This is a genomic window from Sporomusa termitida (assembly GCF_007641255.1).
Taxonomy (GTDB): Bacteria; Bacillota; Negativicutes; order Sporomusales; family Sporomusaceae; genus Sporomusa; species Sporomusa termitida.
In genome coordinates, this window is the sequence record NZ_CP036259.1 from 2,787,695 (window position 1) to 2,803,297 (window position 15,603).

Genomic DNA, 15,603 nt, shown 5'->3' on the forward strand with positions numbered 1-15,603 from the left:
AAGCGAAAACGCGTATTCAAACAATCTTTATCATCTACTCCGCGCTTTCGCTTAATATAAAAGCAGGTCTTTTTTCATCTCCTCAAACTTAGAAATAATAGTTTCCAGGTTTTTTTCAATGTTTTGAACCTGAACGCTTGTTATCTTCCCATGCTTATATGCAGTCAGCCACTCGTCATGCGCGAGTTGTTCAGGATTGTTCTGAAATCATAGATCAAATCAAACAATACGGTTTTGCCGTAAAACTATTCACCACTCAAGCCCTAAAAACAGGCATTAATGTTAGAGGTAAAAAATGCCCAAATACCGGTAACGCTCTCCCCTCGTTTGTGCCCTGCTCGGGCCTTCCCGCCTTCTTGACAAAAATAAAAAAGCATGTTATATTTTATTTAACGTTAACGTTAAATAGGGGCATAAATAATGAGCGACTATAAGATTGGTGAGCTTGCCAAATTGACAAATTTGACAACGAGAACGATTCGCTATTATGAGGAGCTAGGCCTGTTGGGCACCAGGGATGGCCGATGCCAGGGACAAACTCGCTATTTTGACAACAATGATATTGAACGTCTCAAAAAAATACATCAATTAAAAGGGTTGGGACTTTCCCTGGAAGAAATCGCTCAAGTCATCGATCTTTATTTTACTGATGGAAGAATTTTAGAGGGAAAACGCAAAGTGATTGAAATATTAAGCACCCATGTCTCCTCAACTGAAAAAAAAATAATAGAACTGACTGCCTTCAAAAAAGAAAGCGAAGAAAATATAGCCCGAATTAAAGCCATCATGAAGGAATATTGAAAAGAAATGCATTGATTTTTTTTGGCAATTTATTTAACGTTAACGTAAAGATTAAATTATTACCACGTTAAGAAAGAGGGGCTAATGATCGCTTTATGTTTAACCTTGAGTGGCCTGCTTGTGCTTTGTAGCTTGTACATACTCATCCCGTTGCTGAATGTACTTTCACAGGACCTGCAATCGCCCCACCATCTAACGGCCTATACAAATACGGGATTTTCTTTATTTTATGCAATTGGTTTTTTATGCGCGGGAAAACTGATTCCTCAATATGGCCCCAAACGGATTTTGGTTTATGGCATGTTTGGGCTGGCCATTACGACCTGGATCACAGGTCTGGCAACCTCGATACAGATGCTGATTTTGTTTCGGGCTGTGCAAGGCTTTATTGCAGCCGCGTTTGCACCAGCGGCATTAACGTATATATCCGATCATTATCCTCCGGAGAAAATGTCAACGCCGGATTAAAAATGACCGAATCGCCGGTTGAAAAATGACCCACTCGCCGGAAGTAAAAACGCCGGAGCCCGTAACCGCCGATCAAGATATCGCCGGTTTGTCCGCTGCATGGATGTCAGCCGGTGGCACCGTTTTTACGCCGGTCTTCAATCTATCCCTGAGTCTATAAGTGTCTCCGCGAATGTTGATGACATGGGCATGATGCAGTAACCGGTCCAGCAAGGCCGTTGCAATTACGGTGTCGCTCATTAATTCGCCCCAGTCGCTAAAGAACTTGTTGCTAGTAAGTATTATGCTGCCCTTCTCGTAGCGTGAGCAGATTAGCTGGAACATTAACTCCGCTGCCTCGCGGTCGAGCTGCGCATACCCAACCTCATCAATGATCAGTATGGCTGGCCTTGTGTAGACCCTCCATCGCCGGTCCAGTTTACCGGTCAGCATGGCTTTTTTCAAATCAGCAATGAGCTGAGCCAAGCTGACGAAATATACTGTGAGGCCTGCTCTGAGCGCCTCAACCGCCAGGCCAACGGCAAGATGGGTCTTACCCACACCAGGCGGACCGAGAAACACTACATTTTCTCGCCGTGCCGCAAAGGCTAGTGTTGCCAGTTCTTTCATTTGTCTGCTATCTATGCCTGGCTGAAAGTTGAAATCGAAATCATCCAGTGTTTTACGGTGCGGAAGACGAGATAATTTCATCCTTGTTTCTTCGCTGCGCCGTTTACGCTCGGCGTTCTCTACTTCGAGAAGCCCTCCGAGGAATGATAAATAAGTTAGTTCACTGTGAGCCGCAGCCTCAAGCCGTGCATCCAGCAGCTCAGATGCCGTGCTAAGTCCCAGTTCTTTTAAAAGGTCACGGGTGTGTTCCAGTTCTATCATCAGATCACCCCGGCAACCCTGTCATACAAGCTGAGCGGCCTGATTTCAACCGTCGGGTTGTCCGTCTGCTTCGCATACGAAAACGGGGCTGCCATCCCATTTCTTTCTGCCAATCCTTCATACTGGCCTTTGAGCCAGACGATTCTGCCCGATGTATATACCACTTTATGATGGGCGATTCTCACTTCGCCGTCATAAGCCTCAAATTTGTCACCGGAAATTCGCACTCTGACTTCACGTCCGCTATACTGCCAAGGTACGCCGTATTTAGCTCCATCAAAGCTGACAAAACCATCGCGCGTCACTTTTCGCAGTTCCCAGCGATAGTTATCGCGAACCGCTTTATCCGGTAGAGGCAGGAGCGGCTCCTTCTGTAAAGCATGAAGTGGTATTTCGCCCGTAGTACCATGTGGTTTGCTATCCACTTTACGGCACCACTCCAGTGCCTGAAGATTCAGGTCGTCAACATCCAGAAACTGTCTGCCTGGAAGGAAGTTGTTTTTTACATAGTCCACAAGCCGTTCTACCTTACCTTTAGTCTGAGGCCTTCTCGGCCGACAAACTTTTGGTAGGAAGCCCATATCGGCGGCAAAATCCTCAAAGCGCTTATTCCAGAGCGGCTTGCCGGCCTCGCTGCCATCAATGACTGTCTTCATCCTGTCAGTGAGAACAACCTGGGGAACACCGCCGAAATATTCGAAGGCGTTTACCATGCAGCGAAGCAGGCTGTAGAAATCGCAGCGTTTCGTGAACTCCACATACTTACTTCTTGAGCTACCCATGATCATCACGAATACCGGCGTTTTATGAACGATGCCATGCTCATCCAGGTAGTGAGTGATGCCCCAGTCCATCTGAGCCTGTTTACCGGGAGGGGTTTCATATCGCCTTACCGCCGGTGAATTCCTTGCTGGACGCATGTCCTTCACATAGTCCTTAAGGATGGTAATGCCGCCTGTATAACCAAGGTTTTGTAGGTGTTCATAGATTACTACACAGTTGAATATGCCGTTTTGTACCATTTCGTCGATTATGGACTTAAATGGATCGAGTTTAGAAGGCCTTGTCCGACCTTTCAGCCGGTGCTGTCCTGTATCACCGGCAGCATATTTCTTTGCCGTATTTTTCGATATACCTAATTCTTTGCCAATTGTATACGGGGATTGACCCGCCAAAGCTTTTTGCCGTATCATAAGTATTAGCCCACTCCTTAACATTTGCTACCTCCTGGTGATCTTGTCAATCCCCATGGTAGCTTATGATTTTGGTGTGGGTCAATTTCTTTTCGGCTCTATGGGTCAATTATATCCCGGCGGTGACAAAAAGGATTGTCGTCATGTCCTGGGTCACAACAGGCTTTATCACGGCCGGCATTATCGGCCAGATTTTTTCTTCAGCCGTGAATGATTATTGGGGCTGGCGGGGGATTTTCGCACTGCTGGCGTTCGCTTATTTGATATTGGCGCTGCTGAATAATTTTTTGTTGGCGCATTCGTCGCCAAGTGAGGCCAAGCAAGAAAACCTCTTTCCCGCAGTCAAAAAATTCATGAGCCATCCTGATTTGCCCAAAGCCTATTTCGCGGCATTTACGCTATTGTTGTCATTTGTTGCATTGTATTCGTCACTGGACAGGTACTTGTTCTCGAAATTCCAGCTGAATTCCCAGGAGGCTTTTTATATTCGCACCATGGGCATTGCGGGAATTGCCGGCTCCTTATTCGTGCCTAAACTGGCACAAAAACTCTCCTTTCAGCAACTGGCGGCATTGGGAATCGCGTTGATGCTGAGTGGTTTGCTTTTATGCGTCTGGTCGGGCTCAGTGGCAGGGGTGCAAATGGCTCTGATTATCTTTATTGCAGGGTTGCTGATCACGATTCCCAGCATCATTACCCTGATCGGGCAATTAGCCGGCAAGATGCGGAACATGGCTGTCACCTGGTATACTTTTATCTTATTTGTCGGTGCAAGCGTCGGGCCCCTTATCGCCAGTGCAGGTGATTTTTCGCTTGTTATTGGTATCTTAGCTTTCATGTTAAGCATAGCCTTTTTTTCGGTCCTGCGAATTGCGTCCGGTAAAGGGGGGGGGAGCGGTTAACGTAAAATGCCACTCAAGAGGAGATGATTATATAAGTCAATATCGAAACTTCGCGTGGTTTAATTTCAAGTTAGCTGTTACTATATCTAAACTAAGATTGGCTTTTGGGAGAATGGCATGAAAGGGCGGTTACGAAAAATGCTGTTAGCTCCCTTCATAATCCTTGTTATCATAGCTCTGGGTATAGGTCTATATCTACAGCATCCTAAATTTGGAGCCTTGCCGGAAGGTCCACGCCTTGAACGCATCAGGAGTTCACCGCATTACGCTGACGGGCAATTTCAGAATTTAGTTCCCATTCCCCCGCGTGTTGAGGGAACCAGTTCCCTTTCGTTATGGTTGGCGTATCTTTTTATTCCCAAAGAACGGCTGGCACCGGCAGAGCCTATTCCTGCCGTAAAGACAGACCTGATGGCCTTGGACAGAGATAAGGATATCGTGATTTGGCTGGGACATTCTTCGTACTATATGCAGCTCGGTGGAAAACGGATTCTGATTGATCCGGTATTTAGCGCTTATGCAGCCCCTGTCCCTTTTGTCAACCGGGCCTTTAATGGGACCAATCCGTACACGGCGGAAGCTATGCCGGAAATCGATTATTTGCTGATTACCCACGATCATTGGGACCATCTGGATTATCCCACGCTTAGTGCCCTGAAGCCCAAAGTCAAACAGGTGATCTGCGGTTTAGGCGTAGGCGCGTATTTCGAGCAATGGGGCTTTGCGGCGGACCTCATCCATGAAGCTGACTGGTTTACCGCAGTGGCGCTGGAAGATGATTTCACTGTGCATGTGCTGCCGGCCCGTCATTTTTCCGGGCGTATGCTGACCAGAAATAAGACGCTGTGGGCAAGCTTGGCCCTGGTAACCCCTGAACGCCGGATATTTTTCAGCGGTGACAGTGGCTATGGGCCGCATTTTAAGCAAATTGGCGAAAGCTTAAACGGCTTCGATCTTGTTGTTTTGGATAACGGTCAGTACGACAAAAATTGGCCCCATGTACACATGACACCGGAAGAAGCGGTACAGGCTGCCGAAGACCTGAAGGCCAAAGCCTTGATGCCGGCGCATGTAGGAAAATTCGCCATTGCCAACCATCCCTGGGACGAACCGTTTCAGCGAATCACCGCTGCCAGTCAGAATAAGAACTATAGGCTGCTTACGCCAATGATCGGAGAGCCGCTAGAGCTTGCAAATCAGCAACCAGTCTTTTCTCCCTGGTGGGAAGGAATGAATTGAGAGGCTGATAAATCCGGGAGGGCGTACATCGCGAATTTTAAGGTAGCGCCGAAAATTTTGTGTATTCTCCGCGAGCCGGATAATAGCGAAAAGAATAATTTTTTATGATGATTTTAGGAGGTAAGGCAAATGAATTTATTAAGAAACAAAACCGCGCTTATAACGGGAGGAAGCGATGGAATTGGATTTGCAATTGCCGCAGCTTTTGCCGAACAGGGAGCAAATCTGGTCCTTATTGGACGAGACAAAGAAAAACTGAGTCATAGGGAAAAATCACTTAACCAATATGGCTCAGCTATTCACTCTATTGCAACAGATCTGAATGATAAAGATTCTATTTCCCAAATAGTCGAACAGGTTAGTATAAGAAACATAAAAGTCAACATTCTTGTAAATAATGCAGGCTTTGGGAGGTTTATACCTTTTTCAAAAACGGATATCATCGCATTGGATTATCATCTGAATTTAAATGTGAAAGTGCCTTATTTACTGACACAAGCCTTCCTTGAGGATCTCATTGGGTCTCGCGGTAATGTAATTAATATCTCCTCTTACTTTGCCAAGAGAATGCTGCCGGATAGACCCTCAACAGCTTATTCCCTGACAAAAGGGGCTTTAAACTCGTTCACCAAGGCCCTTGCATTTGAAGTAGGACCACATGGCGTTCGAGTTAATGCTATTGCACCCGGTTCTGTCGCCACACCTCAATTTTTGACAAACACCAAGCTGCTCGATCATGAAGCACAAGCCCGTTTCAGTACAATGGTTAAATCAATTTATCCGTTACAAACAATCGGGGAACCAAAAGATATAGCCAATATGGCTGTTTTTCTGGCATCAGATCAGGCAAGCTGGATTACGGGAGGGATTTTTCCTGTGGACGGAGGTCTTACAACGAACTAAGAAGTTGTTTCCGCTATCATAGCCTTGAATTTGTTTTTGAGAATTGTTATAGACGGAAAAATAGGGAAAGAAGTGTTAAATTAAATGCTGACAAGTGCTTGCTTTCGCGCAAAGTTGCTTTCTGCAAACAGGCAGATGATTGGCGAACAAATTTTAGGCTTTTATTAAGAAATGGGGGTGGTCTCTTTGAAGTATTTATTTCTGGTCTGTGTTACTGGATTTCTTTTATCAGGTTGTACAACTATTGTAGAAGACCCCCTTAATCCATATGCGCACAAAATAGAAAACGATATCAGCAGTACACAGGACGAAAGGAGCAAATTAAATGTGACACTGAATAAGCAGCAACAAACTGCCTTGGATTATGCCCTTGATTTTATAAAAGTACCGGAAAATTATGCATTAGCGCAAGTGTATGAGGGGGTACAAGCTGGAGATGATGTGTTTGTTTTCCGCTTTACAAAAGGCGAGAATGCGCAGATAGGTGGAGAACATTTTTCCTTCGTTGTTACAGCAAACGAGAATTTACTGCTCGGCGTAATGTGGATGGATAAGCAATTCGAAAAAGGAGTAGAGCTTCCATCCGAAGAAGAAACCGCAGAGATTGCCAGGGAATATATTACAAACGTAGATCCAGATTTGTTTAGCAAACTCCAGGTCCAATGGATTGCCCCACATGATGAAACTATTTCAGTAGATGGCAAGGAAGTTACCGTAACGGGAATGAAATATAAGTGCTATATACCAGCGGAAAAGACTTATGTATGGGTCGTAGTTGGAACGGGCGGCGAAATTATTACGTTTGAACGGGGACTAGTTTGGGACAGTGGACTTGGCAGGCGTGGTACGGAAAGTTGGATATATGATGCATGGCTTGCTGAAAGATCATGGATGAAATGATTTTCATTTGCCTCCCAAGTCATTGCTTAGCCGGGTAGGATTTGATACTACATTGGTACGAATCGCATTTCTTTAACTGTACTTACCTATCGGCATCCATAAAGTCCAGTTTATGTAACCCAGCCTCAAAGGACGAAGAAGTTGCTGTAATGCTGCTTGCTGTTGTTATTGCTACAAAATAAGTGTTTACTTGATTGTTTAATGAAAACCTATCTGCCTATCTGGAGTTAGCTTATTCTGCACCTTACATACAGTAGAAAACATCAAGCCCGAAATCCTGATGTTTTCTAACTACGTCGTCAAGGGAAACATATTCCACATTTCCCCACAGCCCTTAAACCCAGGCACCGCCTGGCTTCACGGGCTGTGTTTTCTTTTCAGCCAAACTGTACACTCCACGTGCATTGAGATTACATAACGTATGAAAAGAAAACACATCTTAGGAGAATAATGCTATTTTACGTGATGTACACATCCAACTCCTACGCTACCTCTTCTCTACAGTTGCATAAATCTTAAACTTATCCCAAATTGAAATAGCCCACATAGCACTCTTAGAATCGTCGGCTGCAACAGCACGTTTAACTATCAATCCGGGACCTTGATTATAAGTTATCCCATGCTTGTCTATTAACTGCACACTTTCATTTGCTGCCTCATCTTGAACAAAAAACACGTCTATTACATAATCTTCTTCGATATATTCTCCGTCGATTATATAGGTAAAACCTCGAACCAATTTCTTGGAGAATCTCTCCACGTATTCGGCTGGGATTAAAACAGCGATTGGCTCTTCAGAACTTTCATACGGTCCAAAATTCGGTAAAACTCCCGAGGCTATTTTGTCCTGAAACTTCATCATATGTCTAAAGACTTTTTGTCTGGCTTTGGCACGATGGGCCTTGTCCCTTTCTCCTTTTCCAAGTTCGGGCTTAAGGGATCTGAGCGCCTTGTCAGCAATGCCTTGAGCTTCAGTTCTATCAGGAGCTATACATAACCCCATTTTGATAAGAAGTTCCTTTTCAATTTTGCTTAACTCTTGATTGCAGGTATAACAGCATGGAACCTTCCACTTTTCCATCATTTCCGGGGTTGTATCTGGATACCATGATTCTGGCGGAATGTGATCCCACGTAAGAGTTCCAAACACACCAAGACAATGGACACAACGTTGATTACAAGGACTTTTACTCATTAGAAAATACCTCTTCTCCTCTTTTGTGTCTATCATAACTCTGTTATATGTTCTATGTTCTATTTTCATAGCAATAAAATATTATATTCCTCTTCCATCTGCTCGGAAGTATTAATTATAACTCGTACTAATTCATCCAACATTCCAAAGCTGCCCAATAAAAAGGGTGCTTCCATTTGTTTACTTTAAGTGTCTCGCGTTGCCCACATATAAGCCCCTCTGAAAGTTGCACCTTTTGAGATTTAAAAAGATTACCAATTATATTTATCGACGATCTAACATCAACATCCCATCTACACAAAACAGTTCCTTCTAAACCTACTCGCATCATACCATTCCAAACCCCGGCCCCACTTTCCATCTTGCCCTGTTGCGGTGTACCACTGCTGCAAGTGAGAAGGATTATATTAGAAGTGCACTGTTTTATATCCATAAGATCCTCTGTCCAAATGGCCCCACTATTAGTTTCTATATACATGGCTCCACTTAAGCTACTGCCTAATGGATCAGAAACTCCATGTCCTATTATAACTATTGTAGATGGTCTCATTTGTTCAGCAATAATTTTAATATCCGTAAAATTTTTATTTAAATCATCTACATGAGCGAACTGTAATGTTTCTTTATTCTGTTCTGCCCAGATACGAGCTGTTCTAAGTTGATTGTCATTTTCGCCAAGTGTGATAACCAAAGAATTTTTTAAACAATTATCTTTTAAATCATCTCGTTTTACTAATCTGCTAAATCCAAGAATGTTTACAATTGAATCCACTTGCTCAACAAGCCAACCTGAATCACTTCTCACTAAGTTTGAGGAAAATAGCGGAATAGACATATCAGGACAAATGTATAACTTATTAATTTTACAACTTTTTATTTTTGCTATAAGTGGCTGGTGAATTGCCTTCGATAGTTCATAATAGATATCTTCAATATCATTTACGTTACTGTGCTCTCCAAAACTTTGAAGAAGGTGTGCTAAAGTTTTCAGAGCTTTATTAATCCTGCCGACTTCGGCTAAGACAAATCCTGTATCCCACTCTTTGTTATCTGCAATAAAGTAAGCGAAGCCAAAACGAGTTTGTACGTATTGGTAAGCAACTTCCCCCTCGTTAAGGCTTCCAACTATCTCTTTCGGAGAAATAGTGTCAATAAAAGGGAGTGCTTTGTATCCTGGATGTCTCTTTTTCAAAACAGCTAGTAATTCCATGCATTTCTTTGCCTTTTCTTCGATATCCGCAATGCCGTGTGAAATCGCTGCTCTATTAATCTCGTTCGCAATCACCCTATATTGCTTTGCAATTTCCTCTAGTTCCTTTCTCTCGACTTCTGAATACTCTACTTCACTATCATCAGAACTTTCAATTATGGAACGAAGTGCTAAAGCGTTTAAAGCCTGAAAGTTTTTAATCTTTGCCTCTCTTTGCTCCTCATTACTGAAATCTTTTGTTAGTAAAATTAATCCTTGTACATCAAGATAAGTCTTATATATTTTCCGTGATATATCTGCCAAACTAGCTCGCTCTGCCCTAAAAGCTATCTGGTTACGCCTGTTTTCTACACTTTGAATGGCTACATCAAGAAGAAACTCTGCCATCCTAATGTCATCCGCCGTAGCCCCATCAATAAAAACTTGTGCCCAAGAATCCAGTAGTAAAGCTTTTATATCCTCTCTATACTCAAGCAATGGTAAGGCTTCGTCAAGTTCTCGCCGAATTACCGCTCTGGCTTCAGGTAATTTATCAGTTTGAATACAAATAGCTATATAATTTGCTAAATGGGTTACCCATGTAACATCTTTTCGTTTTTTCGCAACAATTTCATCTCTCAGCCGCAGATACGCTTCTTCCTGGTTCTCTCCCAAAGTTTTTGCCATTACTTCAAGTATTCTAATTTCCGGATATTTAATATGAAGACTATGATAGAATTGTTGACAAGTAGTTCTAGTTTCGTCGGGGATTTTTGAATTTGTTGAGATCCATGAGAATATAACGTTCAACGCCTCTTCTATGAAAATAGATACTCCGGTCTTTCTTTCGAAAGACTGTAAAGAATGCAGAATACAAATTATACCTTCTATCTTGTTACCTATCCTAAATTGCGAATGGCCCCACGCTAAAAAACCTAAAGCGCGCCCCAAGTCCCTGTTAGCAGATTGCGGAAGACTATCGGCATATTGCCATAACATCAACGATGCGTTAATCGCATCCTGACCTCTACCCAACAGCGAATATAATATCGATACTTCATACCAATACCACAATTTCTGCCGAACAGTACTCTCTTCGTAAAATACGCAGTAATAAGCGCCGCTTATTACTGCATCTATATCTTCCTTTGGAACAACTCCCAATGCTTTAGTCGCTCTGAATAAATGTACAGCTTCAGCAGCCCTTGAGCTGTCCTGTTCGTCTCCATAATCAGATGAAACAGGTAAGTGTAGCATCGAATTAAGATCTCTGGATCCTAACCAACGAGTAAGTTCCTGTATTACTACGCTCTGCCAAACCTCTTCTGATTGCGATTTTTCAATAAATTCCTGCCATCTTCCACACCCATGTTCGTTCGTAGATAGTGCATCCAGGCTGCGGTATAATTCCTGCAGTTTTAATTTGGCAAGAAGTTCCGGTCTTTTTTTCACCCGTTCCGCAGTAACAGGGTCTTGTAATATATCCATTCGAATTGTTGCAGCTTTATATGAATTCGAATCGTATTCATCTATCACACCAGAAAGTAGGCGATACCCCATAAATGGACTCTTATAAATCTCAAAAGCAATTCGTCCATTCCTATAATTAGCTTCACTCTTCAATGCCGGATTTTCATTCACCACTTCCATAATATAAGATATTGCATCTGAAATTTTAGCTGGCGGGTTTGCTTCAATATCACATACCCTAGCTAATATCTCATAGTAAGCATTATTGCTGCGCGCAAAAATAATACGCCAATGCTTGGCCGCTTCAGAAAATTCACCTTTACGCACATAATAATTGGCTGTTTCACTAATTACTTTTTCATTCTGAAAATCAAACTTTAAAGCATATTGAATATATTCATCGAATTTAGTGCTTTTTGCGTTACGTGCTGCCCTTAAAATAGACGGCCACAGATCGTGAATAAAATAATCCCGTTTTAATATTTTTTCAAAAATTTTTAAAGCATCTTCGCTACGTCCGGAAGAATCTAGTAAATCAGCAAACATCTTTTTTTGTTCCAGTTGCAAATGATGATATTGAGATTCTAGTAGCCTGATTGCTTCTGCTCTATCGTGATAGCCAATATAAACTTGTGCCTTTAATATTTCCTTTTGTGATAAAGGCAAAGATGTATTTTGCTCGATACGCTTAATCAGCTCTTCTTTTTTCACTTTTCCAATACTATTAACAACATCAATTTGAAAATTATAAACTGCTCTACCCTCATCTGTTTCTTCAATTTCAGACGTTAAAATATCCCAATCTCCAGCCTCAATAGCTTTTAATAATGCATCTTTGCATGCAACTTCACAATTAATTAAAACAACAATATTCGAACTAATTGATCTAAGCAATTCTAGCGAGGCGTCTATGCCTGTCCAATCTATATCTGCTTTAGTAAATGCTCTAATTTTCAAACCACCATATTCAACCATTTTTTGAGATTTAACCTTCAACTCAGAAATAAACCTCTCAAAACCAGCTACTATTAATGTATCATTTACTGATAAGTCTGCTCCCAAGTTGATAATTTCTTTAATTGATTTCTCCTCTGGCACCTTAAATTGCACCCTAGTTTCAACAGCCCAACCAAGCTCCGCTCCCCTATCAGCTTCTTCAAGATATTTAATGATCCCAGTCGTATTTAATGGGACACCCTCTATCACCAAACACTTACCACTATTTTTCCTCAAAAAGTTCATTAGTATATTAGCTATAACTCTACTGTATAGCGTAGTAGTATTTATCATTATAAGAAAATCATTTTCCTCGTCTGCATGATTAGTCATGATTCACTCTCCAAATAAAAATTAGTCGTTGGCTTTGAAGGCCTTCTGGCTTTCTTTTAACGTTTATGTAGTTATACATAAATAAAATCGTATAAACCGCTCGCTCCACTTACAAACATACAAAAATGAGCGTTCTCTATTCTTAAGGCAACTCTGCCTTTACGCTTATTGCTTTGATCTCCTGGACGATTTCGGCAATCGGATCGCTTTTTTCCGCCTTTCTTCTGACCAATTGAATATATCTGTCCAGTGCTTCTTTTTCCTCAGGGTTCACAACCTGTTTTGCATATGTCTCAATCTCATCGGCATATTGACGGAGTTTCTGCGCTTTAAACCAGCCGGTCATCTGCGGCTCGACATTTTCGACCAACTGCTTCTGGCGTTTTTCCATAGCCAGGATTGCCTGCAACTTCTTCTGTCTTTCTTCTTCAATTGTGCGCTGGCGTTCCCGTTCCCTTTCCCTTAATTCCTCTTCCCTGTTCTGTATGACCCAGGCAATTTTTGCCTCCTGGGCGGTTTTGACCATCCACTTGAATGCCTCGCCCAATTGCTCTTCTAAAGACGCCTCAGCAGAATCAGCAAGGGCTATGACCCGTTCCGCATTGTTCTTTTCCCAGTACTCAGGGGTTCTCTTGAATTCGATTTCCAGCTTGCCGGTAAATATTTTTTCACACATGGGCTTGAATTCATGAGCCCTGTCTTCAGGCAGCGTACTAGCAATGACCACTCGCCGTTTTGCCATCATTTCTTTCATCTGAAAGGAAAAGGAGTTCTTAAATAAGGAGATAATGGCATTGTCTGCTGCTTCTCTCTGAGGGTAATGTGATTCAACCTTAACTTTGCCTCCTAATTCTTCTACCGCTTTTATCAGCGTATCGACAATCCGGCAGGCCCGGTTGTGCTGCCTATCAGACACATGAATCGGCAAAACCAATTGATCCGGACGGTATTTCACTTTTGGATAAAACGCGACATCTCTGAACTGAAACATATCTCGGAACCGGTGCTCTTTGTCGCGCACCTTCCGGTATTCAATTTCCTTTTGATATTCAATGATCAGGGGATGAAACGGGTCGACTTTTTTCGGAACATGAATTTTCTCGCACCATCTCGCAAATGCCTCCCGGGAGCGTGGTGTAAATACGCCAAGCCCGTCCAGCTTTTTCAATTCTTCAATTGGTTGGGCACTGATATCGATGAATTCCATTTCATGCTCGTGTTTCATATTCTTTAAAACAATGGTCTCCTCCTTAACCTTCAATACCGGCAATTCAGGCTTCGGCACCTTGGCGCCGGCCCTCACTTTAGCCCAATAGCCGAGCGGCGGCAGAGGAATCTGAAGGTTAATGCAGCGTTTGCGCAAACCGTTGTCGGAAATCCCGTAACGCTTTGCCACGATAGTCACCGGCTCGCTCCAAACTTCGTTATATAGCTTTGTTCTCTCGTCTTCAGTACTCATAGCTGCTGCTCGTCCTTCCATTCGTCAAAGGAAAAGCCGGCTCTCAGCAGGTTGTCTGCCAGTTCCTCAAGCTCTTCCGGGCCTTTTACTTCTTCCGGCACGAAATAGCGGCGTCTGTTGTCATTGAAAAGTGCGGAGATGGACCCAAGGAAATTCGACAATCGAGGATATTCATACTGATTCAGATACACCTTGTCTGCCTTATAAAGTCTGTCCAGGAAACCACTGCCAGAAAACGTGTTGGCCAGGTGCACCCCAATGATCGAATGGCGAATCTCGCTTAACTGATCGAAGTCATGCTCAAATTGGCTGTGATTGTTCTTATTTGTTATAAGCTTTGAGATATCTAGCGATATCTTAAGCCGGAGCTTCAGTTCTTTGGCCAGCGTCCTTATCTTGATAACGTCCTCGGTAGTTTGCATTAGGTAGCTCGATTTTGCCTTATGTCTTTGCGGCCCGTTAACCAGGGCAATGGTCATATCAGTATACTTCTTCAGCTTTTTCTCCAGTTGACTGTACCGGGCAAAAAACTCTTTTTCGTTGTATGTCGGGGCTCGAAGAGGCGAGTGCAGTTCCAAGGCGTATGGCGGACCGTATGCTGCGAAAGTTTCCTGCAAATTGGCTATTATACGGGTCATCTGCTCATCGTCTTTCCAGATAAAATCGTTTTCCTTGTCATAGGTAAGACGTAAGATATATGGTCCGCTGGGGTCAATCTTCAAGGCCCCGGTTGTGGTTTCCACAAACACGATAGAACTCTTGATGTCCTCCGGATAGTCAACACCCTTATTTATTACGGGAAGCAAAATGTTCATGTTGCGGACGATGTTAACCCGCCCAGTGTTGACACAAAGGTTCACGTATTCTGGCCAGTATTCGGCATCCTCAACCCAGCTATGCACCCACTCATACATGATCAGCATTTCCAGTTCGCCCTTGCGGCCTTCAATGAACGGCCTATGGCAATTGTCTTTGTATATTTCGTCAATCCCGAAAGGGTTGTTATTATAACGGTGATTGTACCGGTTAATATGGTAATGCTGCTCTGCACTCCTATCGTAGATGTTTTCTACATATTTTTTGTAATACTCATAAGCGGTTTCGCCGGCAAAGCCAACCAGGTTCACCTTGTATTCTGCATATGTATCCTTTATCCAAGAAAACAAGGATTCGCCCAAATACTTGTATCCGGTGCGGGAAGGCTTCTCTGTTTCACGTTCCTTTAGCTCTTGCGCTAAACTAATAAGCTCTTCCTTGTATTCGGCTAACCCCATATCCTGCATTTTGCGGTCTTCACAAAACTCGTTAACTATATCTTCAAAATCATCCCGGCTAAAAAATAGTTCCATATATTCATAGCTTTTTAAATGGGATTTTAACGTCCTGTCGATTCGCGACTTATATTTTTTATAGTAATCGATAATAAAATTTTTACTGCGGGGTAAGGTGTCAGCAATTTCTTTTTCGACCTTTGCTGCCGACTGCTCGAGCTTTATCGCCTCGTAATCATATTCCTCCGGGTTTAGGTACGTGTTGAAGTATTCCACTACACATTTCATCACAGCGGCCATGTTTTCCGCATGCTTCTTAAAGTCAAACTCATCAATTTTCTCTTTTTTCTTCATTTGAAAAATATACTGTTCAACTGTTAGCATGTTTTCACTTCACCCCTCTAGAATTGCTTT

Annotated in this window: 12 protein-coding genes; 6 read left to right on the forward strand and 6 right to left on the reverse strand. The window is 42.8% G+C overall.

All coding sequences use genetic code 11. The features are described from left to right. The first annotated feature begins 420 nt into the window (after nt 1–420). Together SPTER_RS13210 and SPTER_RS13215 are read left to right on the forward strand one after the other, a co-directional pair. Nucleotides 421–801, forward strand: a complete 381-nt coding sequence (locus SPTER_RS13210) for a helix-turn-helix domain-containing protein (RefSeq protein WP_144350808.1) — start codon at nt 421–423, stop codon at nt 799–801. An 84-nt stretch (nt 802–885) separates the two neighbouring features. Beyond that, nucleotides 886–1,269 carry an MFS transporter gene (locus SPTER_RS13215; RefSeq protein WP_144350809.1) on the forward strand — a complete coding sequence of 128 codons (384 nt, stop codon included), beginning with the start codon at nt 886–888 and terminating at the stop codon, nt 1,267–1,269. A gap of 72 nt (nt 1,270–1,341) precedes the next feature. Here the strand turns inward: SPTER_RS13215 and istB are convergent, their stop codons facing one another. Continuing rightward, on the reverse strand, nt 1,342–2,139 hold the full coding sequence (gene istB, locus SPTER_RS13220; RefSeq protein WP_144349924.1) for an IS21-like element helper ATPase IstB: 798 nt from the start codon (nt 2,137–2,139) through the stop codon (nt 1,342–1,344). Next, nucleotides 2,139–3,356 (reverse strand): IS21 family transposase, encoded by a 1,218-nt coding sequence (gene istA / locus SPTER_RS13225; protein ID WP_144349234.1) that lies wholly within the window; start codon nt 3,354–3,356, stop codon nt 2,139–2,141. The genes istB and istA overlap by 1 nt, the downstream gene beginning before the upstream one ends. Nucleotides 3,357–3,397: 41 nt before the next feature. Between istA and SPTER_RS13230 the strand changes: the two genes are divergently transcribed. From SPTER_RS13230 to SPTER_RS13245, 4 genes are all read left to right on the forward strand, one after another. Continuing rightward, nucleotides 3,398–4,234 carry an MFS transporter gene (locus tag SPTER_RS13230; protein ID WP_144350810.1) on the forward strand — a complete coding sequence of 279 codons (837 nt, stop codon included), beginning with the start codon at nt 3,398–3,400 and terminating at the stop codon, nt 4,232–4,234. 117 nt (nt 4,235–4,351) lie between these two features. Next, nucleotides 4,352–5,473: an MBL fold metallo-hydrolase gene (locus tag SPTER_RS13235; protein ID WP_144350811.1), complete on the forward strand. Its 1,122-nt coding sequence runs from the start codon at nt 4,352–4,354 to the stop codon at nt 5,471–5,473. 129 nt (nt 5,474–5,602) lie between these two features. Then, nucleotides 5,603–6,376 (forward strand): SDR family NAD(P)-dependent oxidoreductase, encoded by a 774-nt coding sequence (locus SPTER_RS13240; RefSeq protein WP_144350812.1) that lies wholly within the window; start codon nt 5,603–5,605, stop codon nt 6,374–6,376. A 186-nt stretch (nt 6,377–6,562) separates the two neighbouring features. Next, a complete protein-coding gene (locus tag SPTER_RS13245; RefSeq protein ID WP_144350813.1) occupies nt 6,563–7,276 on the forward strand; it encodes a YcdB/YcdC domain-containing protein in 714 nt (237 codons plus the stop codon). 487 nt (nt 7,277–7,763) lie between these two features. Here SPTER_RS13245 and SPTER_RS13250 read toward each other — a convergent pair whose 3' ends face one another. The 4 genes from SPTER_RS13250 to SPTER_RS13265 form a co-directional block, all read right to left on the reverse strand. Continuing rightward, complete coding sequence (locus SPTER_RS13250; RefSeq protein ID WP_170233261.1) at nt 7,764–8,540, reverse strand: hypothetical protein; 777 nt, start codon at nt 8,538–8,540, stop codon at nt 7,764–7,766. Nucleotides 8,541–8,598: 58 nt separating this feature from the next. Beyond that, nucleotides 8,599–12,459, reverse strand: coding sequence for a tetratricopeptide repeat protein (locus SPTER_RS13255; protein WP_144350815.1), 3,861 nt, complete (start codon nt 12,457–12,459; stop codon nt 8,599–8,601). 142 nt (nt 12,460–12,601) lie between these two features. Then, complete coding sequence (locus tag SPTER_RS13260) at nt 12,602–13,918, reverse strand: hypothetical protein (RefSeq protein WP_170233262.1); 1,317 nt, start codon at nt 13,916–13,918, stop codon at nt 12,602–12,604. Continuing rightward, nucleotides 13,915–15,573: a hypothetical protein gene (locus SPTER_RS13265; protein WP_144350817.1), complete on the reverse strand. Its 1,659-nt coding sequence runs from the start codon at nt 15,571–15,573 to the stop codon at nt 13,915–13,917. The genes SPTER_RS13260 and SPTER_RS13265 overlap by 4 nt, the downstream gene beginning before the upstream one ends. Nucleotides 15,574–15,603 lie beyond the last annotated feature (30 nt).